This is a genomic window from Streptomyces sp. NPDC086777, assembly GCF_040702065.1.
GTDB lineage: Bacteria > Actinomycetota > Actinomycetes > Streptomycetales > Streptomycetaceae > Streptomyces.
Map to the genome: position 1 here is coordinate 1 of NZ_JBFBJI010000029.1, position 22,675 is coordinate 22,675.

The 22,675-nt window shown below is 73.5% G+C and carries 17 protein-coding genes, 1 pseudogene and 1 riboswitch; of the genes and pseudogenes, 7 read left to right on the forward strand and 11 right to left on the reverse strand.

Annotated elements, in window-relative coordinates:
• Positions 1 to 486, reverse strand: a 486-nt coding sequence (locus AB0472_RS32770) for a DUF6350 family protein (protein WP_366361828.1), incomplete at its 3' end; no start/stop codon positions are given.
• 96 nt (positions 487 to 582) lie between these two features.
• On the opposite strand from AB0472_RS32770, the gene AB0472_RS32775 reads away from it, so the two are divergent.
• The gene (locus AB0472_RS32775; RefSeq protein ID WP_366361830.1) at positions 583 to 1,425 is read left to right on the forward strand and encodes a sigma factor-like helix-turn-helix DNA-binding protein; all 843 of its coding nucleotides are present in this window, start codon (positions 583 to 585) and stop codon (positions 1,423 to 1,425) included.
• A gap of 176 nt (positions 1,426 to 1,601) precedes the next feature.
• Here the strand turns inward: AB0472_RS32775 and sucD are convergent, their stop codons facing one another.
• The 7 genes from sucD to AB0472_RS32810 form a co-directional block, all read right to left on the reverse strand.
• On the reverse strand, positions 1,602 to 2,486 hold the full coding sequence (sucD, locus tag AB0472_RS32780) for a succinate--CoA ligase subunit alpha (protein WP_366361832.1): 885 nt from the start codon (positions 2,484 to 2,486) through the stop codon (positions 1,602 to 1,604).
• Between the two features lie 27 nt (positions 2,487 to 2,513).
• Complete coding sequence (gene sucC, locus AB0472_RS32785; RefSeq protein ID WP_366361834.1) at positions 2,514 to 3,695, reverse strand: ADP-forming succinate--CoA ligase subunit beta; 1,182 nt, start codon at positions 3,693 to 3,695, stop codon at positions 2,514 to 2,516.
• A gap of 449 nt (positions 3,696 to 4,144) precedes the next feature.
• On the reverse strand, positions 4,145 to 4,474 hold the full coding sequence (locus AB0472_RS32790; protein WP_366361835.1) for a hypothetical protein: 330 nt from the start codon (positions 4,472 to 4,474) through the stop codon (positions 4,145 to 4,147).
• 232 nt (positions 4,475 to 4,706) lie between these two features.
• Positions 4,707 to 5,696 (reverse strand): hypothetical protein, encoded by a 990-nt coding sequence (locus AB0472_RS32795; protein WP_366361836.1) that lies wholly within the window; start codon positions 5,694 to 5,696, stop codon positions 4,707 to 4,709.
• A 203-nt stretch (positions 5,697 to 5,899) separates the two neighbouring features.
• The gene (locus tag AB0472_RS32800; RefSeq protein WP_366361838.1) at positions 5,900 to 7,168 is read right to left on the reverse strand and encodes a VWA domain-containing protein; all 1,269 of its coding nucleotides are present in this window, start codon (positions 7,166 to 7,168) and stop codon (positions 5,900 to 5,902) included.
• Positions 7,165 to 9,540, reverse strand: coding sequence for a DUF5682 family protein (locus AB0472_RS32805; RefSeq protein WP_366361840.1), 2,376 nt, complete (start codon positions 9,538 to 9,540; stop codon positions 7,165 to 7,167). The genes AB0472_RS32800 and AB0472_RS32805 overlap by 4 nt, the downstream gene beginning before the upstream one ends.
• Positions 9,537 to 10,655 carry an AAA family ATPase gene (locus AB0472_RS32810; protein WP_366361842.1) on the reverse strand — a complete coding sequence of 373 codons (1,119 nt, stop codon included), beginning with the start codon at positions 10,653 to 10,655 and terminating at the stop codon, positions 9,537 to 9,539. The genes AB0472_RS32805 and AB0472_RS32810 overlap by 4 nt, the downstream gene beginning before the upstream one ends.
• A 132-nt stretch (positions 10,656 to 10,787) precedes the next feature.
• Here AB0472_RS32810 and AB0472_RS32815 point away from each other — a divergent pair, with 132 nt between their 5' ends.
• Together AB0472_RS32815 and AB0472_RS32820 are read left to right on the forward strand one after the other, a co-directional pair.
• Positions 10,788 to 12,143 carry an SWIM zinc finger family protein gene (locus AB0472_RS32815; protein WP_366361843.1) on the forward strand — a complete coding sequence of 452 codons (1,356 nt, stop codon included), beginning with the start codon at positions 10,788 to 10,790 and terminating at the stop codon, positions 12,141 to 12,143.
• Between the two features lie 346 nt (positions 12,144 to 12,489).
• A complete protein-coding gene (locus AB0472_RS32820; RefSeq protein ID WP_366361844.1) occupies positions 12,490 to 14,073 on the forward strand; it encodes a DUF5691 domain-containing protein in 1,584 nt (527 codons plus the stop codon).
• A gap of 108 nt (positions 14,074 to 14,181) precedes the next feature.
• Here the strand turns inward: AB0472_RS32820 and AB0472_RS32825 are convergent, their stop codons facing one another.
• Positions 14,182 to 14,598, reverse strand: a complete 417-nt coding sequence (locus AB0472_RS32825) for a cobalamin B12-binding domain-containing protein (RefSeq protein WP_366361846.1) — start codon at positions 14,596 to 14,598, stop codon at positions 14,182 to 14,184.
• Between the two features lie 326 nt (positions 14,599 to 14,924).
• Here AB0472_RS32825 and AB0472_RS32830 point away from each other — a divergent pair, with 326 nt between their 5' ends.
• Positions 14,925 to 15,791 carry an alpha/beta fold hydrolase gene (locus AB0472_RS32830; protein ID WP_366361847.1) on the forward strand — a complete coding sequence of 289 codons (867 nt, stop codon included), beginning with the start codon at positions 14,925 to 14,927 and terminating at the stop codon, positions 15,789 to 15,791.
• Positions 15,792 to 16,033: 242 nt separating this feature from the next.
• Positions 16,034 to 17,521, forward strand: a complete 1,488-nt coding sequence (locus AB0472_RS32835; RefSeq protein WP_366361849.1) for a M23 family metallopeptidase — start codon at positions 16,034 to 16,036, stop codon at positions 17,519 to 17,521.
• 43 nt (positions 17,522 to 17,564) lie between these two features.
• On the opposite strand, the gene pcrA is transcribed toward AB0472_RS32835, so the two are convergent.
• Positions 17,565 to 20,057: a DNA helicase PcrA gene (gene pcrA / locus AB0472_RS32840; protein ID WP_366361850.1), complete on the reverse strand. Its 2,493-nt coding sequence runs from the start codon at positions 20,055 to 20,057 to the stop codon at positions 17,565 to 17,567.
• Between the two features lie 334 nt (positions 20,058 to 20,391).
• Positions 20,392 to 20,565: riboswitch (cyclic di-AMP (ydaO/yuaA leader) on the forward strand.
• Positions 20,566 to 20,572: 7 nt separating this feature from the next.
• Here pcrA and AB0472_RS32845 point away from each other — a divergent pair.
• Together AB0472_RS32845 and AB0472_RS32850 are read left to right on the forward strand one after the other, a co-directional pair.
• Positions 20,573 to 21,751, forward strand: a complete 1,179-nt coding sequence (locus AB0472_RS32845; RefSeq protein ID WP_366361852.1) for an NlpC/P60 family protein — start codon at positions 20,573 to 20,575, stop codon at positions 21,749 to 21,751.
• Positions 21,752 to 21,959: 208 nt separating this feature from the next.
• Positions 21,960 to 22,222, forward strand: a pseudogene (locus tag AB0472_RS32850) (hypothetical protein); the annotation flags it as partial.
• Here the strand turns inward: AB0472_RS32850 and AB0472_RS32855 are convergent.
• Entirely contained in the window at positions 22,200 to 22,553 is a 354-nt protein-coding gene (locus AB0472_RS32855; protein WP_366361853.1) for a hypothetical protein, read from the reverse strand. The pseudogene AB0472_RS32850 and the gene AB0472_RS32855 sit on opposite strands and share 23 nt — an antisense overlap.
• Positions 22,554 to 22,675: the final 122 nt, after the last annotated feature.

A 22,675-nucleotide genomic window follows, 5' to 3' on the forward strand; every position in this document is an offset into this window, starting at 1 on the left:
CCGGGGGGCGCCGCCCCCCACGCCGCGGACCCCGGCGACGACCCCGACCCAGGCCGTTCGGGCGCGGACCGGCGGCGGGGCGTCGGGGTCGTCGCCGTCCGGCGCGTCCACCGCGTAGCGCGCCGCCCGGTGCAGCAGCAGCGCCGGCACCAGGACCAGCAGCAACGGCGTCACCCCGACCGGAGCAGGCACTCCGGACAGCGTGTCGGTACGGACCAGTTCGACGCCGTGGGCGAGCAGCCACAGCGCGGCCGCGACGTGCAGCGCGCCGCCCGGACCGCTGTCGGGGTACGGCGAGCTGACCCACAGCGCGATCGCCAGCACGGCGAAGGAACCGAGTCCGAGTCCGGCCGCGAGCGCGCCCGCCACCAGGCTGGCGCCCAGTCCCGGGGAACGGTCGCGCACCCGGCTGAGCAGCGGCGGCGACGAGCGTCGGCGGGAGGGCAACGACGGTAGGCGGGCGGTCATCCGAATCACGACCGCCATGCTCCCAACGACACGCGCTTTTCCGTCGTAACCGATGAACAGCCGAAGTGTCGCTCAATATATGTTTATGTGCTTTTTCGAAGGGAGGTGCGCCCGATGACGCAGAGCCCTGCCCGTGCCCACGAGGCCGGACCGTCCGCCGCTCTGACGCCCGCTCAGGCCTTCGACGCGCTCTACGCGTTCTGCGCCCCGGCCCTGGTACGGCAGGCCTACCTGCTCACCGGCCGCCGGGAGCTGGCGCAGGAGGCCGTCGAGCGGGCCTTCCAACTGGCCTGGCAGAACTGGCCACAGGTGGCCCGCGACCGGGATCCGGCCGGCTGGGTACGGGCGGTGGCGCACGAGTGTGCGCTCTCCCCCTGGCACCGGTTCCGGCTGCGCTACCGCCACCCCGAGGAGCCGCCGGCCGACGCGGCCGACCGCGCCCTCCTGGAGGCGCTGCTGAAGCTGCCGCCGACGTACCGGCGCACGCTGCTGCTGTACGACGGCATCGGCCTCGACCTGCCGGAGACCGCGGCGGAGACGGAGGCGAGTACGCCGGCGGCGGCCGGCCGGCTGACCCGGGCGCGGCGGCTGGTCGCCCGCCAGGTGCCGGAACTCGCCGACCCCGCCGCGCTGCACCGGCGGCTGGCCGAACTGGCCTCCACGGAGCGGCTGCGGGCGGCCCAGCCGCCCACCGTGCGGACGTACGCCGAACGGCGGACCCGATTCTGGACCCGGTCCGCGCTCGCCTTCACGGCGACGATCGTCGCGGCGACGACCCTCACGCTGCGGACGGCGCCGACGCACTACGAGGCGCCGGTCGGGCCGGCACAGGCGATCAGCGGGGTGCCGGCGGAGGTCGGGATGGGCCCGTTGTCGGCGGGCGAGCGGGCGTTGCAGGCGAAGCTGCACACGGCCCCCGGGAAGGGACCGGAGAGACTGGTGCCGTCGGCGAGGTAGTGGGTTCCGGTGCGGGCGGGTGGGGGCTGGTCGCGCAGTTCCCCGCGCCCCTTTCGGGGCGCTGTCCGGCCGCTTCCTTCATCCGACCGCGCCCACCCGGCGTGGCCGGCGCAAACGCCGGCAGGCCCGCCCCCACCCCGGGGAACGGGCCTACCGGCGTACAGTCACGCGGCTGCTCAGCCGGCGAGGATCTCGCGCGCCAGCTTCGCCGTCTCGGTCGGGGTCTTGCCGACCTTGACGCCCGCGGCCTCCAGGGCCTCCTTCTTCGCCTGGGCGGTGCCCGACGAGCCGGAGACGATGGCGCCGGCGTGCCCCATGGTCTTGCCCTCCGGCGCGGTGAAGCCCGCGACGTAGCCGACGACCGGCTTGGTCACGTTCTTCGCGATGAAGTCCGCGGCCCGCTCCTCGGCGTCGCCACCGATCTCACCGATCATGACGATCAGGTCGGTGTCGGGGTCGGCCTCGAACGCGGCGAGCGCGTCGATGTGCGTGGTGCCGATGATCGGGTCGCCACCGATGCCGACGGCGGTCGAGAAGCCGATGTCACGGAGCTCGTACATCATCTGGTACGTCAGCGTGCCGGACTTCGAGACCAGGCCGATGCGGCCCGGCTTGGTGATGTCGCCCGGGATGATGCCGACGTTGGACTGGCCGACGGTGATGATGCCGGGGCAGTTCGGGCCGATGATCCGGGTCTTGTTGCCCTTCTTGCCGGCGTACGCCCAGAACGACGCCGAGTCGTGCACGGCGATGCCCTCGGTGATCACGACGGCCAGCGGGATCTCCGCGTCGATGGCCTCGACGACCGCGTCCTTGGTGAACTTCTCCGGCACGAAGATGACGGAGACGTCGGCGCCGGTCTTCTCGATGGCCTCGGCGACCGTACCGAAGACCGGTACCTCGGTGCCGTCGAAGTCCACGGACTGCCCCGCCTTGCGCGGGTTCACGCCGCCCACGACGTTGGTGCCGTCGGCGAGCATGAGCTTGGTGTGCTTCATGCCAGTGGCGCCGGTCATGCCCTGGACGATGACCTTGCTGTCCTTGTTGAGCCAGATAGCCATGGTGTGTTGTGTCCTCGTCCTGAGTGCTTACTTGGCGGCGTTTGCCAGCTCGGCGGCCTTGTCGGCGGCGCCGTCCATGGTGTCGACGCGCTGCACCAGCGGGTGGTTGGCGTCGGTGAGGATCTTGCGGCCCAGCTCGGCGTTGTTGCCGTCGAGGCGGACGACGAGCGGCTTGGAGACGTCCTCGCCGCGGTCCTCCAGGAGCTTCAGGGCCTGCACGATGCCGTTGGCGACCTCGTCGCAGGCGGTGATGCCACCGAAGACGTTGACGAAGACCGACTTGACGTCGGGGTCGCCCAGGATGATCTCCAGGCCGTTCGCCATGACCTGGGCGGAGGCACCGCCGCCGATGTCCAGGAAGTTGGCGGGCTTGACGCCACCGTGGTTCTCACCGGCGTACGCGACGACGTCCAGGGTGCTCATGACGAGACCCGCGCCGTTGCCGATGATGCCGACCTCGCCGTCGAGCTTGACGTAGTTGAGGTTCTTCTCCTTGGCGGCGGCCTCCAGCGGGTTGGCCGCGGCCTTGTCGTGGAGCTCCTCCCAGTCCGCGTGGCGGAACTCGGCGTTGTCGTCCAGCGACACCTTGCCGTCGAGGGCGATGACGTCACCGGAGGCGACCTTCGCGAGCGGGTTGACCTCGACGAGGAGGGCGTCCTCCTTGATGAAGGTGTCCCACAGCGTGACCAGGACGTCGGCGACCTTGTCGGCGACCTCGGCCGGGAACTTCGCCGCGGCGACGATCTCCTTGGCCTTGGCCAGGTCCACACCGTCGATCGGGTTGATCGGGGTCTGGGCGACGGCCTCGGGGCGGGTGGCCGCCACCTCCTCGATCTCCATGCCGCCCTCGACGGAGGCGATGGAGAGGAAGGTGCGGTTGGCACGGTCGAGGAGGAAGGAGACGTAGTACTCCTCGAGGATCTCCGGGGCCGTCTCGGCGATCATCACCTTGTGGACCGTGTGGCCCTTGATGTCCATGCCGAGGATGTCCGTCGCCCGGGCGACGGCCTCGTCCGCGGAGGCGGCCAGCTTGACGCCACCGGCCTTGCCGCGGCCACCGACCTTCACCTGCGCCTTGACGACGGACTTGCCGCCCAGCCGCTCGGTGATCGCGCGCGCCGCCTCAGGCGTGTCGATGACTTCACCGGCCAGCACCGGTACATCGTGCTTGGCGAAGAGGTCCCTCGCCTGGTACTCGAACAGGTCCACGCGCTTCCGTCCCTATCAGTGATCTCGCGGTTCGTTGGATGCGTGGGCGTGCCGCGAAGGGCAACGTGACGTCCGCAATGTGTCACAAGGGGTGCGCACACGGTGTCCGAGCGCGCGGCATGTCCGTCTCGCAGATTATCGCCGCTCGCTGGGGGTCTCTAAATCGGGAGTCACACCTGAGCGGTGATACCTGTCACATGATGCCGGGTATCCGGGGTTTCGGTGGCACGGCGTGCCGCCCCGCGTGCGAAGGGCGAGGCCTCACCGGGCTGGGGTTGGCCCGGTGAGGCCTCAGGTCCCGAGGACTTCCGGTCCTCGGGCCGGGCGGCCGCACCCCGTCCCAGGGGGTGGGCCGCCCCGAACCGTGGGGTTGCGGCCGGACGGACCGACGGCGTTCGGCCGTCCGCGCCGGGCCGCCCACGGAGTCGTGGAGAGCCGGTCGCGCGGGCCTACGCCCGGTGGCCGGCCTCCGGGCTCACGGGAGTGCCCGCCGCGGGGAAGGGCGAGGCGAAGTGGCCGGGGGTGGTGTCCGCGAGCATGGTCGCGGCGCGGTTCCGCAGGGCCTGGGCGTGCGCCCGGGCGGTGGCCTGCGCCCTGGCCGTGGCCGTCGCGGCGCGGGCCGCCCGGGCGCCCTGGATCGCCTCGGCACCACGGATCCGGGCCGCCCGGCCCGGTACGGCGGGCGATTCCTCGGCGCCGGCCGCCGCGGGCCGGCCGAACGCCCCCGCCCAGCTCCCGCCGGCGGCTATGACCATGGAACGGCCGATGTACTCGTTCATGCGTGTGTCAGTCCTTCGGGGCTCCGGCACGTCTTCCACGCGCGTACGGAGCCGGGAGAGCTTCCGGTGGGGCCGGAAGTACGGCTGGGGACATCGCCGCCCGGGGCGTCGGCAGGGGTGCCGAGGCGTGCTCACGGAGTCCGAAGGGGGATCTCCGCGGGGGTCCGGGCGGACGGGCGGACCTGTTCCGCCCCCGCGCGGAAGGTCGGTGCGGGGAGGGTGGTCGCCGGTCCTAGCCGGGGAAGAGGGGGATGTCCCGGTACCTGTCCCGGGTCCCGGCCGCGTCGGTACGCCCGGCGGCGGCGGGCACGAGCCCCAGCGGCGCGCGGTCGGCGAAGGTCACGGCGTGTTCGTCAGCGTGCCGGGAGGCGGCGGCGTCCACCGCGGCCTTGCCCAGTGCACCGTCCGGGTCTCCGGCGGGCGCCGGGTGGGCGGGAGCGCCGGCGGCGTGGTCGACGCGCTCGGCACGATGGCCGTCGGTGTGCGGGTCCCTGCCGGACGCGAAGGTCACGTCGGCGGTGTTGCGCGGGCCGTACGACGCGGCAGCGGGCGCCGCCGCCGCTTCCGTACCGGGCTTCCCGTGCCGGTCGACGGGCGTGACCGGTGTCCGCGGCTGCGCCTGCGTGGTGCCGGGCGCCGGGGTCACCGGTGCCGTCTGCGACCCGGCGGGCGGGTCGGAGACGACGGGAAGCTCCGGCACCTGCACCACCGGCACGGCGGGCAGCTCCGTCACCTGCCGCACTGTCTCGGTGAGCGTGTCGGTGAGTGTCCCGGTCAGGGCCGAGACGACGGGAGCCGAGACGACGGGAGAGGTCACGGTGCCGGTCACGGTGGAGCTCACCGTGGAGGTCACCGTGCCGGTCACGGACCGGACGACCTCACCCACGCCGTCCGCGATCGGCACGGCCTTGACGACGGGCCGTCGCGCCGCCCCGGGCTCCCGACGCGGCGTCACCACGTCCCGCGGCGGGAGCTTCTGGGGCACGGCCGACGTCACCGCCGACGTCACCGCGGACGTCACGGCAGATGTCACCGCAGACGTCGGCGACGACGCCGGCGACGGGTTCGACGGCACCCCCTCGGCCGCGTGTGCCCGCTGCCCGCAGAGGAGGCCGAGCGCGAGCAGTCCGCCGACCAGCAGCGCCAGTTGCAGCGCACGCCGTCCCGGCGCCGTGCGCAACACGCGCACCGCGGCACCGGGCAGAACTGCTGGCGAGGTCAAGACGGGGAGGTTCCTCCCGTGCGGCGGAACAGAGCAGAAGGGGCCAACGGCGTGAAGGCCGGTGAAAGACCAGTGGAGACTTCGATCCTTGCACGGCACTCCCGAGGTTGCGCAAGCCCCCCGTTACCGATGGGTACTCATGTCCGTTTTGACGCCCGGTGCCGGACCTCGCCGAGTCGACAAGTCACCCTTCGGGCCGGGCGTCACACGGTGTCCGGCACCGGGATCGGCCGCTTCTCGATCGCCGCCGCCATCACCTCGGGGAAGAGGTCGGGCGTGCACGCGAACGCCGGTGCCCCCAGCGCCGCGAGCGCCGCCGCGTGCTCGCGGTCGTACGCCGGCGCGCCCTCGTCCGACAGCGCGAGCAGCGTCACGAACTGCACCCCCGACGCCTTCATCGCCGCGACCCGCTTCAGCATCTCGTTCCGTATCCCGCCCTCGTAGAGATCGCTGATGAGGACGACGACGGTCTCCGCGGGCCGGGTGATCTGCGACTGGCAGTACGCCAGGGCCCGGTTGATGTCCGTCCCGCCACCGAGCTGGGTGCCGAACAGGACGTCCACCGGGTCGTCCAGCTGGTCCGTGAGATCGACCACCGCGGTGTCGAAGACGACGAGCCGGGTGTCGATCGACCGCATGGACGCGAGGACCGCCCCGAACACCGAGGCGTACACCACCGAGGCAGCCATCGACCCGGACTGGTCGATGCAGAGCACCACCTCCTTCTTCACCGACTGTGACGCCCGCCCGTACCCGACCAGCCGCTCCGGTACCACCGTCCGGTACTCGGGCAGGTAGTTCCCGAGGTTGGCCGCGATGGTGCGGTTCCAGTCGATGTCGTGGTGGCGCGGGCGGCTGACGCGGGCGCTGCGGTCGAGGGCGCCGGTGAGGGTGGCCCGGGTGCGGGTGGCCAGTCGCCTCTCCAGGTCCTCGACGACCTTCCGCACCACCGCCCGGGCCGTCTCCTTCGTCGTCTCCGGCATCGCCTTGTTCAGCGAGAGCAGCGTGCCGACCAGGTGCACGTCCGCCTCCACCGCCTCCAGCATCTCCGGTTCGAGCAGCAGCGCGGCCAGCCCGAGCCGGTCGATGGCGTCACGCTGCATGACCTGCACGACGGACGACGGGAAGTAGGTCCGGATGTCCCCGAGCCAGCGCGCCACCGACGGCGCCGACGCCCCCAGCCCCGCCGAACGCTCCCGCCCCGACTGCGGTCTGTCCCCCTTCCCGTAGAGCGCGGCCAGCGTCCCGTCCATCGCCGCGTCCCGCCCCGACAGCGCGCACCCGGTCCCGTCGGCGGCCTCGCCGCCGAGCACCAGGCGCCACCGCCGCAGCCGCTCCCGCGCGGGATCAGCGGTCCCGCTGCCGGTGCCAATGCCGGTGTCGGTCCCGCTGCCGGTGTCGATGCCGGTCCCGGTCCCGGTCCCGCTGCCGGTGTCGGTCCCGGTGCCCGCGTCCGTCGCGTCCGTGGTCATCTCCCCGCCCCCACAAGGTCGTTGTCCGATCCCGTCGCCGCTCCCTCTTCGTCGAGGCCGAGCAGCAGGCGCAGCACCGGCAGCACGGCGTCGGCGCGCCCGGTGTCCGGCTCGGCACCGAACCCCGGTGTCCCGCCGGCCCGTCCCGCCCCGCGGAGCCGCTCACCCGGGCCGCGGCGCACCAGTTCGCCGATCGTCCGGCGCACCCCCGGCTCGTACACCGAGAACGTCCGGCGCAGCAGCGGCAGCACGTCCGTGAACGCCTCCGCCGGCACTCCGGTCAGCCACGCGTCGACGAGGCCGAGCAGCCGCTCGTCGTGCACCAGCAGCATCCCGCCCCCGCCGCTGCCGCCGACGAACCCCTCGATCCAGGCGGCCGCGTCCGCCGGCGGGGTTCCCGGCGAGAGCACCAGGCCCATCAGCCGGGCCGCCTCCTGCGGCTCCAACTCCCCCTCGTCGAGCAGTATCCGCACGGCCCGCCCGCGCAGCACCCCGGGCACGGTGTCGCGGCCGGAGAGCGTGCGCAGCACGGCCCGCCAGCGCAGGCGGAGGTCCGAGTGGCCGGGACCGGCCTGCGCCGCCGTCTCCCCGAGCAGTCCCACCGCCGTGTGCACCGCGTCCACGTGGCCGCGCATCTCGTCGGCGGCATCCGGGTCGAGGGCGGCGCAGGCCGGCGGAAGCCCGACGAAGACCCGCTCGGCGAGACCCGCCGCGACCTCGGCGAGGGCCCGGGTGTCGGTACCCCGGACGTCGCCGTAGCGCAGGGAACGGACCAGTGCGGGCAGGGCCTGGGCGAGCCGGCCCACGTCGGTGTCCAGCGCGGCCCGGTCGGCGAGCGCCCGCATCACCACCGGCAGCGCGTCCGGCAGCCCGGCGAGCAGGCAGTGCTCGGCGAGCCCGGTGACATCGGCGAGGTCGCCCGCCTGCACCGCGTCGGCCTCGGCCCTGGCCGTCGCCGCGCCCTCGACGGTCGCCCCCCACACGCCCGCCTCGGCCACCCGCACCGACAGTTCCGGCTCCCAGCGCAGCCGCCAGGTCTCCCGGAACGTGCCCGTGCTCCCCCGCGACCGCACCGGCTCGCCCCACCCGACGCCGAGCAGCCGCAGCCGGTGCAGCAGCCGGCTGCGCCCGGCGTCGGTCTCCTTGCGCAGGTCGAGCTCCAGCTCCCGCTCCACCGCCTCCGGCTTGAGCCTGAGCCGGCGCTGCTCGCGGGCCAGGTCCCGCTGCAGCGGCACCGCGGGCGCAGCCTCCGGCACCTCCCCCAGCACGTCCCCGACCACCAGCCGGTCGTGTACCAGCGCCAGCGGGACGTCCGAACCCTCGCAGAGCACGGCCCGCACCGCGTCGGTCGTCTCGCCGAGTCCGGGCAGCGGGCGGCCACGCATCGCGGCGAGTGTCTCGGCCAGCCGCACGGCCTCGATGACGTGGGCCGTGGAGACGATCCGGTCCTCCTCGCGGAGCAGTCCGGCCACCTTGGTGAGCCACCGCTCCACCGGCCGGTCCGGGGCGCGGAACAGATGCCCGTACCAGCCCGGCGAGTCGATGCCCGCGCCGTAGCCGCTCGCCCGGGCCAGCCGGCGGTTCGTCCACGGCACCCAGGTCAGGTCCGCCTTGACCCTGGGCAGCCCCTTCAGCAGTTCCCGGTCGGCGGCGACGGTGGTCTTCGCGCGCAGCGCCGGCACGTGCCACGCCCCGCACACCACCGCGACCTGCTCCCCGAACTCCCGCTGTGCGGCGCGCAGCCGGAGCCGCATGTGGGCCTCCCGCACCGGATCCCGGTCGCGGCCGCCGTCCCCGTACGTCTCGCGCAGCGCCGCCATCGCCTCGGCCACCGCGGCGAACGGCGCGAACACGTCCCGCTCCCCGGCCCCGCCCCGGTGCTCGACCACGTCCTCCCACCAGCGCTCGGGATCGTCGTAGCCGGCGGCCTCGGCGAGCGCGCCGAGGGGGTCGACCCGGACCTGCTGCCGCCCGCCGTCGGATCCGTCGTCCGGTGCGCCCGGCTCCTCCGGCCGCTGCCACGCCAGGGTGTGCGTGGCCGGCAGGTCGAAGAAGCGGGCCGGGACTCCGTGCTGCAGGGCCCAGCGGAGCGCCACCCACTCGGGGCTGAAGTCGGCCAGCGGCCAGAACGCCGAGCGGCCGGGCTCGTCCACGGCGTGCGCGAGGAGCGCGACCGGTGGCCGCATCTGCGAATCGGCGGCCAGCGGGACCAGCGTGTCGGCCTCGGGCGGCCCCTCGATCAGCACCGCCCGCGGCCGGGCGGCGTCCAGCGCGGCCCGCACCGCCCGCGCGGAGCCGGGCCCGTGGTGCCGTACCCCCAGCAGCAGCGGCCCGGGGCCGGGCGCCCGCCGCCACGCCGTGTCGTCGCTCACGCGCTCACCTCGCGGCAGGCGCGGTAGAAGTCCTTCCAGCCGTCCCGCTCACGGACCACCGTCTCCAGGTATTCCTGCCAGACGACCCGGTCGGCGGCCGGGTCGCGGACGACGGCCCCGAGGATGCCGGCCGCGACGTCACCGGCCCGCAGCACGCCGTCCCCGAAGTGGGCCGCCAGGGCGAGACCGCCGGTGACGACGGAGATCGCCTCGGCCGTCGAGAGCGTGCCGCTCGGCGACTTGATCCTGGTGCGGCCGTCGGTGGTCACGCCGTCGCGCAGCTCGCGGAAGACGGTGACGACGCGGCGGATCTCCTCGATGCCGTCGGGCACGGCCGGCAGGTCCAGGGAGCGGCCGAGCTGGTCGACCCGGCGCGCGACGATGTCGACCTCGGCGTCCGGGCTCTCGGGCAGGGGCAGCACCACGGTGTTGAAGCGGCGGCGCAGGGCGCTGGAGAGCTCGTTGACCCCCCGGTCGCGGTCGTTGGCGGTGGCGATCAGGTTGAAGCCGCGGACCGCCTGCACCTCCTGGCCCAGCTCGGGGATGGGCAGGGTCTTCTCGGACAGGATCGTGATCAGCGTGTCCTGCACGTCGGCGGGGATCCGGGTGAGCTCCTCGACCCTCGCCGTCATGCCCTCCGCCATGGCCCGCATGACGGGGCTGGGCACGAGGGCGTCCCGGCTGGGGCCGTGGGCGAGCAGCTGCGCGTAGTTCCAGCCGTAGCGGATCGCCTCCTCCGGGGTGCCGGCCGTGCCCTGCACGAGCAGGGTCGAGTCGCCGCTGACGGCGGCGGCCAGGTGCTCGGAGACCCAGGTCTTGGCGGTGCCGGGCACGCCGAGCAGGAGCAGGGCGCGGTCGGTGGCGAGGGTGGTGACGGCGACCTCGACGATGCGGCGCGGGCCCACGTACTTCGGTGTGATCACCGTGCCGTCCGGCAGCGTGCCGCCGAGCAGGTACGTGGCCACCGCCCACGGGGACAGCCTCCAGCGGGCCGGGCGCGGCCGGTCGTCCTGCCCGGCCAGCGCCGCCAGTTCGGCGGCGAAGGCGTGCTCGGCGTGCGGTCGAAGCGCGCCCTCGACGGTCGTCGGGTCGGTCGGTTCCACGGACACAGTCATGGCTGAGGCCCCCTCCAGCTCGGCCGGTTCGGATCTGGTGTCCACCGTGCACCACGCCACTGACAATCGCTCTGACCTGCACAGACACCCTCGCCGGGGCGATTGTCAGTGGCGGGATCTACCTTCGATGGCATGACTCAGCAGGGGGTGCGCTGGAGTGCGGACCAGGTGCTGGCCCTGGCGCCTGACGCCACGTCACGCAAAGCGGGAAGCCGGCTCGGAGCGGCGGGGCCGTGGTCCGGGGCCGGGAGCGGCGAGGAGGGGACGGTATGGGGACTGTGCAAGGGCAGCGGCAGCAAGCCCTACCAGACGATCGTGGACGTCGCCGATCCGGCGGGGCCCGCCTACAAGTGCAGCTGCCCGAGCCGGAAGTTCCCCTGCAAGCACGCCCTCGGCCTGCTCCTGCTCTGGGCGGGCGGGGACGACTCGGTGCCGGCGGCACAGCAGCCGCCGGACTGGGCCGAGCAGTGGATCGCGGGCAGACGCAGGCGCGCGGAGGACAAACGGGCGACGGGCGGCGGGAGTTCCGCGGCCGCCGCTGATCCGGAGGCGGCCCGGCGCCGGGCGGAACAGCGGGCCGAGCGGGTCACGGCGGGCGCCACGGAGCTGGAGCAGCGGCTGTCCGACCTGCTGCGCGGCGGCCTGGCCGCGGCCGAGCAGGCGGGGTACGGGCTGTGGGAGGAGACGGCGGCCCGCATGGTCGACGCCCAGGCTCCCGGACTGGCCGCGCGGGTGCGGGAGTTGGGGGCGATACCGGGCTCCGGTCCGGGCTGGCCGGTGCGGCTCCTCGAGGAGTGCGCGCTGCTGCACCTCCTCGACCAGGGCTGGCTGCGCCGCGACCGGCTCCCGGCGGGCCTCGCGGGCACGGTCCGCTCCCGCGTGGGGCTGCACGCCCCCGCGGACGGCCCGCCGGTACGCGACCGCTGGCTGGTCCTCGCCCAGTACGACACCGCGGACGCGAAGCTGACGACCCGCCGGATCTGGCTGCACGGCGCCGACTCGGGCCGTACGGCACTGCTCCTCTCCTACGGTGCGGCGGGCCGCGCCCCCGAGCTGGCGCTGCCCGTCGGCCTCGCCCTGGACGCGGAGCTGTCCGCCTACCCGGGCGCGGGGCAGCACCGGGCGGCGCTGGGCGAGCGGTTCGCCGCCCCCGCGCCCTCGCCGGCCCGGCCGCCCGGTGTACCGACGGCACAGGCGGCCGCCCGGTACGGGGAGGCACTGCGCGACGACCCGTGGCTGGAATCTGTACCGGTGACGCTCGACCGGGTCGTTCCGGTCCCGGACGGCGACTCCTGGCAACTGGCCGACGCCGAGGGCGAGTCGGCGCTGCCCCTGACGCCCGGCGCCCGTACCGGTCCGGGGCTGTGGCGGCTGGTCGCGCTCTCGGGCGGCGCCCCGGTCACGGTCTTCGGCGAATGCGGCCACCGCGGCTTCACCCCGCTGACGGCCTGGCCGCAGGAGGCCGGGGAGGCGGTGCCGCTGTGCTGACCCGGCCGGTCCCGATCCGCGTCGCACTCCCACCGGCCCAGGGCCGGCGCGGCCACTCTCCGGCGCGCGGCGCAGCCGCCGTCGGCGAGCGGCGGTCGCGTCCGGGGTGGCGCAGCCGCCGTCGGGGGGTGCTGGGAGTACCCCCCGGCCGAAGGCTCGGGGAGGAACCGCGCGACCAGCCGCGGCGCACCCGCACCCGGCCGCCCGCCCCTCACACCCGAACCGACCCGACACCACCACCCCGCACCCAGCCGACTCGCGAAAATCGCGGCACTCACCGCACTCACGGCACTCACCGCACTCACGGCACTCACGGCACTCACGGCACTCACGGAAAGGTAACCCCGTGACCGCTTGGGAAGATCTCGTCACCACGGCACTCCTGGGCACGGACCGGCGCCCGCCGACGACCGGCGGACCGTGCCGCGAGGCTCCCGTGGCCCTGCTGGACGAGGCGGCCGTGGCGACCGTACGCCGGCGGGCCGGGCTGTGTCCGGCACCGGCCGCGCGCCGCCCCGAACCGGCCCCCGGGGACCCCCGCCCCGCGCTGCCGGCCGCCGCGGCCCGCAGACTGGCGATGCTGCTGTCCGACCGCCCCGGCACCGCGGCCGGCGGCCGCCGGGGCACCTCGCCCGATCTGATGGAGCTGCTGCCGCAGTGGCTCGCCGCGGCCAACGCGCGCGGGTTCGCCGCGCCCCCGCAGGCGCTGCCCGCACTGCTGGACGCGGCCCGGGGCCGTACCGACCTGCGGCCCGCCGCGCTGGCCTTCGCGGGACCGCGCGCCCTGTGGCTGGCCCGGCTCAACCAGGACTGGCGGTTCGCCCTGCGCGCGGCCCCGGGCGGCGGCGCGACGCTGCCCGGCCCCGAGGACACCGACGGGATACGGCAGTTGTGGCAGGAGGGGCTGTTCGCCGAGCGGGTCGCCCTGCTGGCCGCGGTGCGGGCCCGTGCGCCGCAGACGGCACGCGAGCTGCTGGCCGGGACCTGGGCGACGGAGCGGGCCGAGGACCGGCTGATGTTCCTCGACTCGCTGCGCACCGGCCTGGCCGCCGAGGACGAGCCGTTCCTGGAGCAGGCGCTGTCGGACCGCAGCCGCAACGTGCGGACGACCGCGGCCGAGCTGCTGTCCGCGCTGCCCGGCTCGGCGCTCGCCGGCCGGATGGCGGTGCGGGCCGGGGCGTGTGTGGCGGTCGACCACACCGGGGACGGCCCTGTGATCGCGGTGGAGGCACCGCCGGAGTGCGACCCGGGGATGGAGCGCGACGGCGTCGTGGCCAGACCGCCGACCGGACGCGGCGAACGGTCCTGGTGGCTGGGGCAGTTGGTCGAGGCGGCCCCGCTCTCCACCTGGCCGGCCCGGCTCGGGGGCCGGACCCCTCAGGAGATCGTGGCGCTGGCGGTGGCGGACGGCTGGCAGGGCGAACTGCACGCGGCCTGGTGCCGGGCCGCCGTACGGCAGCGGGACGGCGAGTGGGCGAGAGCGCTGCTCGGGGTGCCGGGGGCACCGGAGGCGGGCGGTCCTGGCGCGGTGTCCCTGGCCGAGCGGGCCAAGCTGCTGGGCACCCTCGGGGGCGAGGAGCGCGCCGGCTGGGTGGCCGGTTTCATCGCGGCACACGGCCTGTCGGAGGCGTTCCAGCTGCTCGGGGTGTGCGCCGTGCCGTGGTCGGCGGCACTCGGCCGGTCCGTGGTGGACGCCCTCAACATCGCGCGGGACGCGGGGAGTTACCCGTGGAGCTTCAGTGGGGTGATGGGCCTCGCCGAGCGCTGCCTGGACCCCGCGGAAGCCGGCCGCCTGGACGCCCTCCTCGCGATACCGGACGAACGCGAGGACGCCTCCCCGGGAGCCGGCGGCTACTGGGCAGAGGCGTTCCAACGCCTGGTGACGACCCTGCGCCTACGGGCGGAGATGCTCTCGGAACTCGACGGGTGAGGGCGCCCCGACAGGCGGGCGGGGAACCGCGCGACCGGCCACCACCGGCCCGCGGCCGTCACCCGACCGCATCCCCCGAGGTCGGAGGTCGGCCCCCGCGAACGCGGCCTACGCCTCGGTCGGCTGCCGCACGTTCTCCCGGACCCACTCCACGATCGACGCCGTCGTCGCCCCCGGCGTGAAGATCGCCGCGACGCCCTTCTCCTTGAGGGGGGCGATGTCGTCCTCGGGGATGATGCCGCCGCCGAAGACGAGGATGTCCTCGGCGTCACGCTGCTTGAGGAGGTCGATGACCGCGGCGAACAGGGTGTTGTGGGCGCCGGAGAGGATGGAGAGGCCGATGGCGTCGGCGTCCTCCTGGATGGCCGTGTCGACGATCTGCTCCGGCGTCTGGTGGAGGCCGGTGTAGATGACCTCCATGCCCCCGTCGCGCAGCGCCCGCGCGATGACCTTGGCCCCGCGGTCGTGGCCGTCGAGCCCCGGTTTGGCCACCACCACGCGGATCGGACCGGCTGCCACACCCATCAGTGCCTCCATGACCACGAAACGAACACGCCGACATCCCTGCGTACCGAGAAGTACCGCACATTCAGGGCGTTCCGCCACCCACCTCAAGTGAACGAACGTTATCTCCAGCATCCCGCAACCGGCAGTTTCGCGGAGGTTACAGAGGGGGAAATCACACACAGCGGGACACGTCAGGGAGCCGCAGCGTGGTCCGCGGGACCGGCAGGAGCGCGCGGCGCGGCGCGTCGTCGCACTCTGCCACCCCCGCAGCCTCCGCTCCGGCATCCCCATGAGGGCACACGGGGGACGGAGCTGTCCTCGGCGTGCCGACAGGAGGTCGGCCGATGAAGGTCACCGAGGTACTACTGGAGCCCTTTCTCCCGTTCTGCCGCCGCTTCCTGCCGACCAGACTCGCCGGCCTGTCGATGGCCCTGCTGAAGTCGACCGCCCTGGAGGCCGCGATCCTGGCCGGGCATCTGCTGCTCTACCCGACCGGCCTCACCCCCGAGCGCCGCCCCGCCGTCCCGCCGGCCCCGCCCGCGGAGCCCGACGGCCCGGCCCGGCTGCCGGTCCGGGCGGCCCCGCCGGTCGTGCTGCTGCACGGTTTCATCGACAACCGCTCGGTCTTCGTCCTGCTGCGCCGCACTCTCGCCCAGCACGGCGGGCAGCGCGTCGAGTCGCTCAACTACTCTCCGCTGACCTGCGACATCCGCACCGCCGCCGAGCTGCTCGGCCGGCACGTCGAGGAGATCTGCGAGCGCACCGGCAGCGACCGGGTCGACATCGTCGGGCACAGCCTCGGCGGGCTGATCGCGCGCTACTACGTCCAGCGCCTCGGCGGTGACCTGCGCGTCCGCACGCTGGTGACGCTCGGCACCCCGCACTCCGGCACCCGGGTGGCACCGCTGGCGGACGCGCACCCGATCGTGCGGCAGATGCGCCCCGGCTCGGCGGTCATCGAGGAGCTGGCCCGGCCCGCGCCCGGCTGCCGTACCCGGTTCGTGAGCTTCTGGAGCGACCTCGACTCGCTGATGGAGCCGGTGGAGACAGCGCGCGTCGACCACCCGGACCTGACGGCGACGAACGTGCGGGTGACAGGGATCGGCCACCTCGCCCTGCCCGTCCATCCGGCGGTCGCGACCGGTATACGACAGGCCCTCGACGAGACGCACCCCGAGGAGCGGATCGCCGGCGGTCTGACGGTGGCCTGAGGGCTCCCCGGAGCACCCGTCCGGGACCTGCCGGGCGCCCCGGAGACCGCCGGGGACCCCCACTCGCCTCGAACATTCCTCGAACACAAAGCCAAACCCGTGCCCGTCGTCCCCCGAAACACGGCCGAATGCCCGTTTCCCGGAACAGCGAAACCTGTTGAAGATTGTCGCGCCCGTATACCGCCGGGTACAGTCGCCGCACTGCTCTGGCAGCCCCTGTTGTCGAGGCGAAAGAGAAGTTGGTGAACGACCGTCACCCGTCGGGGACCCTGACCACCCCGGCCCCGGCTTCCGACGCCGATCCGGCGCACTACGCGTCGTACGGCACCCAGGGAACCCAGTACGGCGACTTCACCACGTACGGCGACCACACCGCCGGCGCCGCCTTCCACGGCGACCCGCTCTTCGGCAGCCTCCCCGGCGCAGGCCAGGCCACCGGGGCCTACGACACCACGCAGTGGCAGACCGCCGGCGGCCAGACCCCGAACTACGACCCGTACGCGGCCCAGCACCACGCCGCCTACGACTCCGGCGCCTACGACAGCACCGCGTGGACCGTCCCGGCGCAGGGTACGGCCCCCGACGCGAGCGGCCAGTGGGACGCGAACGCCTGGCTGCAGCCCGACCAGTCGGGCATGGCCGGCGCGACCCAGCAGTGGGAGTGGGGCACCCAGGCCTTCGACACGGGCGTGTACGACGCCACGCAGTGGAACTCCGACGGCACCCCGGCGCACGTCCCCGAGCACGAGCCCGAGCATGCGCAACCGCACGAGCCGTACGGGGACTTCGAGGAGCAGACGGACCACGGGCAGTACGCGGAGTACGGCGGGCACGACGGGTTCACGGAGTCCGCGGACAACTCCGCGGACGACGCGGAGTTGTCCGCGACCGGTGAACTGCCTGCAGTAACGCCACTGCTGGAGGACCAGGAGGAGGTCACCCCGACCGCCCCCGCCACGCCCGCGGCGACTCGCGCCGGCTCCCGCGCGGGGGCGCGTTCCCGTCGCCGTACGCCTCCCAAGCGGTCCGCGCTGCTGACCGTCGCCGTGCCCTCGGTGTGCGTGATGGGGGTCGCCGGGATCGCGGCCGCCTCCGTCAACAGCCTGACCGGCGACAGCAAGGACACCACGGCATCGGCCTCCGACGCGCAGTCGGTGAAGCCGTCCGCCGCCAACAGCAAGCTGGACGCCCAGCTGCGGACGCTCTCGGCGGGCGCCGACGACTTCGCCGACCGGGCCAGCCGGACGCAGGAACGCATCGACCTCAAGGCCCAGCAGGAGTCCGAGAAGAAGAAGGCGGCGGCGGAGGCGGCCCGCAAGGAGCGGCTGCGCCCGAAGTACGTCCTTCCGGTCACGCAGAAAGGGCTCAGCGCCTACTTCGGCCAGGCCGGCGTGAACTGGATGTCCGTCCACACGGGCATCGACTTCCCCGTCTCCTACGGCACGACGGTGATGGCCGCGACCGACGGCGTCGTCTCCACCAAGTGGAACAGTGCCTACGGCAACATGATGATCGTGACGGCGAAGGACGGTACGGAGACGTGGTACTGCCACCTCTCGTCGTACCGCGTCGCCGCCGGTACGACGGTGAAGGCCGGCGACCCGATCGCGTACTCCGGGAACTCCGGCAACTCGACAGGACCGCACCTGCACTTCGAGGTGAGGCCGGCCGGCGGCGCCGCCATAGACCCGCTGCCGTGGCTGCGCAGCCACGGACTCGACCCGACCTGACCGGGCAGGTACCGGAGGGCCCCGCTGCAGCGGGGCCCCGGTGCTACAGCTTCTCCACCGGCGCGTACCGCAGCAGCAGCCGCTTCGGCTTGGCGTCACCGAAGTCGATGGTCGCCTCCGCGTTGCCGCCCGTGCCCTTCACCGCGACGACCGTGCCCAGGCCGAACTGGTCGTGGGTGACGCGGTCGCCGACCACCAGCGAGACCACCGGCTTCTCCGAGGTCCGCCGGGTGGCGAAGCCGGACGCGCCCGACGCCGAGGAGCGCGAGCGGGTCGAGGAGAGCGAGGCCGCCACGCCCGCGGCGGGCCCGGAGGAGACCGGCGCCATCGCCCCGGTCCGCTTCCACTCCAGATACCCGCCCGGGATCTCCTCCAGGAAGCGCGACGGCGGGTTGTACGACGGCTGGCCCCAGGCGCTGCGCATGGACGACCGCGTGAGGTACAGCCGCTCCCGCGCGCGGGTGATGCCGACGTAGGCGAGCCGCCGTTCCTCCTCCAGTTCCTTGGTCTGGCCGAGGGCACGCATGTGCGGGAAGACGCCGTCCTCCATGCCGGTCAGGAACACCACCGGGAACTCGAGGCCCTTGGCGGTGTGCAGGGTCATCAGGGTGATGACGCCGTCGCCGTTCTCGTCCTCGTCGGGGATCTGGTCGGAGTCGGCGACCAGGGCCACCCGCTCCAGGAAGTCGGCGAGCCCGGCCTGCTGCTCGCCCTCGCCGGACTCCTGCTCGAACTCCAGGGCCACAGAGGCGAGTTCCTGGAGGTTCTCGATGCGGGTCTCGTCCTGCGGGTCCGTGGAGTTCTGCAGCTCGGCCAGGTATCCGGTGCGTTCGTAGATCGCCTCCAGGACCGTGGCGGGTCCGGCGCCGGACTCCACGACCGTACGGAGGTCCTCCATCAGCGTGTTGAACCGCTTGACCGCGTTCGTCGACCGCGCGGCCATGCCGTACGCCTCGTCGACCCGCCTGAGCGCCTGCGGGAAGCTGATCTTCTCGCGCTGGGCGAGGGCGTCGATCATCGCCTCCGCGCGGTCGCCGATGCCGCGCTTGGGGACGTTGAGGATCCGCCGGAGCGGTACGGAGTCCTCCGGGTTGGCCAGCACCCGCAGGTACGCGAGGACGTCCCGGACCTCCTTGCGCTCGTAGAAGCGGACGCCGCCGACCACCTTGTAGGGCAGGCCGACGCGGATGAAGATCTCCTCGAAGACACGGGACTGCGCGTTGGTGCGGTAGAAGACGGCGACGTCGCCGGCCTTCGCCTCGCCCGCGTCGGTCAGCCGGTCTATCTCCTCGGCGACGAACTGCGCCTCGTCGTGCTCGGTGTCGGCGACGTAACCGGTGATCTGCGCGCCCGCGCCCGCGTTGGTCCACAGGTTCTTCGGACGGCGGGACTCGTTGCGCTCGATGACCGCGTTGGCGGCGGAGAGGATCGTCTGCGTGGAGCGGTAGTTCTGCTCCAGGAGGATCGTCGTCGCGTTCGGGTAGTCCTCCTCGAACTGGAGGATGTTGCGGATCGTCGCGCCCCGGAAGGCGTAGATCGACTGGTCGGCGTCACCGACGACACAGAGCTCGGCGGGGGGCAGGTCGTGCTCGCCGGGCGGGGTGTCGCTGCCGTCGGCGCGGACGCCGGTGCCGACCAGCTCGCGCACGAGGGCGTACTGGGCGTGGTTGGTGTCCTGGTACTCGTCGACCAGGACGTGCCGGAAGCGGCGGCGGTAGTGCTCGGCGACGTCCGGGAAGGCGCGCAGCAGGTTGACCGTCGTCATGATCAGGTCGTCGAAGTCGAGGGCGTTCGCCTCGCGCAGCCGCGACTGGTACAGGGCGTAGGCCTGGGCGAGGGTCTTCTCGAAGCCGTCGCTCGCCCGGGCGGCGAAGTCCTCCTCGTCGACCAGTTCGTTCTTCAGGTTGCTGACCTGGGCGCTGAACGACTTCGGCGGGAACCGCTTGGGGTCGAGGTCCAGGTCCCGGCAGACCAGGGCCATCAGGCGCTTGGAGTCGGCGGCGTCGTAGATCGAGAAGGAGGAGGTGAAGCCGAGCTTCTTGCTCTCCCGGCGCAGGATCCGCACGCAGGCGCTGTGGAAGGTCATCACCCACATCGCGTTCGCGCGCGGGCCGACGAGGTGCTCGACCCGCTCCTTCATCTCGCCCGCGGCCTTGTTGGTGAAGGTGATCGCGAGGATCTGGCCCGGGTGCACCTGGCGGGCGCCGAGCAGGTGCGCGATGCGGTGCGTGAGCACGCGCGTCTTGCCGGAACCGGCGCCGGCCACGATGAGCAGCGGGGAGCCGGCATGCACGACGGCCGCCCGCTGGTTGTCGTTCAGCCCCTCCAGGAGCGCGGCCGGGTCCGGGGCCGGGCGGGCGGCGCCGTCGCGGTAGTAGGCGTCCCGGTCCGGGGGCACGTCGAACTTCCCGCCGAACAGATCGTCCGGAACCGACTCCGGAGCGTGCTCGTCCTCGGGCGGCGGCGGAGGTTCCTCGTCGTGGCCGCGGGGGGCCTGGAGGCTCGCCAGGAAGCTGTCGTCAAAGAGGCTGCTCATCGCTCTCCGAGTCTAGGGCGCCCCACCGACAACCGGCTGCCGCCCCGAGAACTCGCCCGGGTGACCGAACGGATCCCCTCCGTCACGGCAGGTCGACGCGCGTCCCGCAGCCGCCGGCGCCCGCACCGAACCCCTGAATCGCTCGCGGCAGGACCTTTGGATCCGCCGGAACAAGTCGCCCATAACGTCACGGATCTCCCAACTGAACAGAGCACAACGCCTAGGTCACGAAAATGTATCGGGCATATCGCACATCAAACTTCACAGGGACCACACGAGTTGGCTAGCGTGCCGGGCGGGCCGCACGACCCCCACCGGCGAACGTCGCCGGGCCGCACGGCCTCCGCCGAGTCCGGGGCGCACCGCGCATCCGGAGCCGGGGACCCACACCGATCCCGGGGTGAATCGGTCCCGACGTCCCTCCGGGGAACGGACCGTAGGGCAACCCTTCCGAACCACCCGCCCGAACCCGACAGCTAACTCGGTAGGCGGAACACCGGAAGGAGTCGCCCCCGTTGGCGTCGCACCGCAAGTCCCGGCCGTCAGGAGCGCGCGCGGCGGGCATACGCACCCCCGCGCTGGCCACCGCGGCCCTCACCTCGATGGCGCTGTTCTCCCAGTCGGCCGAGGCCGCGCCGTCCGACGACGGCAAGCCGAGCCTGGAGGAGGTCGAGAAGAAGGTCGACGCCCTCTACCGGCAGGCGGAGTCGGCGACCGAGAAGTACAACGCGGCCAAGGAGCGGACCGGCAGGCAGCGCAAGCAGGTCGACACCCTGCTCGACGACGTCGCCAGGCGCACCGAACGGCTCAACAGGGCGCGTGAGGAACTGGGTTCGTTCGCCGCGGCCCAGTACCGGACCGGGGCGAGCGTTCCCGACACGGCGACCTTCCTGCTCGCGGACAGCCCCCAGGGCTACTTCGACCAGGACCAGCTGATGAGCCGCCTGACCTCGCGCCAGAAGGGCGCGGTCGACGACTACGTCACCCAGCAGTCCGCGACCATGAAGAAGCGGCAGGAGGCCACCCACAGCCTCGAGTCGCTCACCGAGACGCAGGACGACCTCAAGACCGCCAAGGCCACCGTGCAGACGAAGCTGGCCTCCGCGCGGGAGCTGCTGTCGCAGCTGACGGCCGCGGAGAAGGCCCGGCTGGCGGCGATCGAGAAGCGGCAGCAGGAGGCGGCGGACCGCAGGGCGGCGGAGCTGGCGAAGCAGCAGGCCGCCGCGGCCGACCGGGAGGCGTCGTCGTCCTCGGCGTCGGGCGGCTCGGCTTCCGGCTCCGGCTCCGGCTCCGGCTCCGGCAGCGGGGCGGGCTCCGGGTCGGACTCCGCCTATGCCACGAAGGCCGCCAAGGCGATCGCCTTCGCCCGCGCGCAGATCGGCAAGCCGTACGTCTGGGGCGCCACCGGCCCCGGCTCCTACGACTGCTCCGGGCTCTCCCAGGCCGCCTGGAAGGCCGCGGGCGTCTCGCTGCCCCGCACCACCTACGACCAGGTGAACGCCGGCACCACCGTCCCCCTCGCCGACGCCCGGCCCGGCGACCTGGTCTTCTTCTACGACGACGTCAGCCACGTCGGGGTCTACATCGGCAACGGCATGATGATCCACGCCCCGAAGCCCGGCGCCTACGTCCGGGAGGAGTCGATCTACTACGGCGGCGAGTCGATCATCCACAGCGTGGTGCGCCCGGCCTGACCCCGCGGGGGCGCCCGTCAGCTCCGGGGCGCCCCCACCCGCTTCCCTCCGCCGGCCCGCACGCGCCACGGGGCCCACCCGCCGCCGCACGGCCCCGGCCTCCCGCCTGCGCCCCCTGGTGCTCCCGTCCACCGCGACCGCGCGGTTCGCGCGGCCGGGCACGGTTTTCGGTCCGCACGCGCGCGTGCCCCGCCGGTACCTCGGCCCGGCCGCGGAGGTGGCGTGGCCCCGGCTCCGTTACGACGTGCGCCGCTGGGCGACGGTGTTCCCGATCGGGATGACGGCGTCGGCGACGCTGTCGGTCGCGGCCGCGGTCGGCGGCGCGTGGCCGACGTGGCCGGGGCGGGTGCTGGTGTGGGTCACTGTCGTGGCCTGGCCGGCGGTGGCGGCCGGTGCTGCGGCGGGCACCCGTGCCGCCCCCGGGAAGGCCCGCTGAGGGTGCCGGGGATCAGGTCCACAGGACGGCGATGAAGATGTTCACCACCGTGAGCAGGCCCACCAGGCCGAAGGCGCCCTTCTCGACCTTCTCCTCGTCCCGTTTCACGTAGACGAGCCCGAGGATCACGATCAGCAGGGCGAGCTTCACGCCGATCTTGATCGTGTCGACGTGGTGGTCGCCGGCCTCGTTGAGGCCGACCAGGATCACGCCGGTCGCGAGCATGGTGAACGCGCCGTGCAGCATCCCGGGGACGAACCGGGCCGTGCCCTGGCCCATCGCCTTCATCTGGGTGAGGAAGCCGCCGAGGAGCGCGGCGATGCCGATGATGTGCAGGCCGACGAAGAGATGGATGAGTACGTCCATGGCCCCGGAGCCTAATCAGGCCCGTACGGGGCACCGGTCACCGGCCCCTCCCCCGGCACCCGCGGCCCCGCATATATGCACGCCATAGCACCCCGCGTCCCCCATCGGCCCCGGAACCGTCG

Coding starts and splice junctions, on each gene's coding strand:
- AB0472_RS32830 (WP_366361847.1), top strand. CDS start 14,925: ATGAAGGTCACCGAGGTACTACTGGAGCCCTTTCTCCCGTTCTGCCGC.
- AB0472_RS32810 (WP_366361842.1), bottom strand. CDS start 10,655: ATGACTGTGTCCGTGGAACCGACCGACCCGACGACCGTCGAGGGCGCG.
- AB0472_RS32855 (WP_366361853.1), bottom strand. CDS start 22,553: ATGGACGTACTCATCCATCTCTTCGTCGGCCTGCACATCATCGGCATC.
- AB0472_RS32775 (WP_366361830.1), top strand. CDS start 583: ATGACGCAGAGCCCTGCCCGTGCCCACGAGGCCGGACCGTCCGCCGCT.
- AB0472_RS32800 (WP_366361838.1), bottom strand. CDS start 7,168: ATGACCACGGACGCGACGGACGCGGGCACCGGGACCGACACCGGCAGC.
- sucD (WP_366361832.1), bottom strand. CDS start 2,486: ATGGCTATCTGGCTCAACAAGGACAGCAAGGTCATCGTCCAGGGCATG.
- pcrA (WP_366361850.1), bottom strand. CDS start 20,057: ATGAGCAGCCTCTTTGACGACAGCTTCCTGGCGAGCCTCCAGGCCCCC.
- AB0472_RS32815 (WP_366361843.1), top strand. CDS start 10,788: ATGACTCAGCAGGGGGTGCGCTGGAGTGCGGACCAGGTGCTGGCCCTG.
- AB0472_RS32825 (WP_366361846.1), bottom strand. CDS start 14,598: ATGGGTGTGGCAGCCGGTCCGATCCGCGTGGTGGTGGCCAAACCGGGG.
- AB0472_RS32790 (WP_366361835.1), bottom strand. CDS start 4,474: ATGAACGAGTACATCGGCCGTTCCATGGTCATAGCCGCCGGCGGGAGC.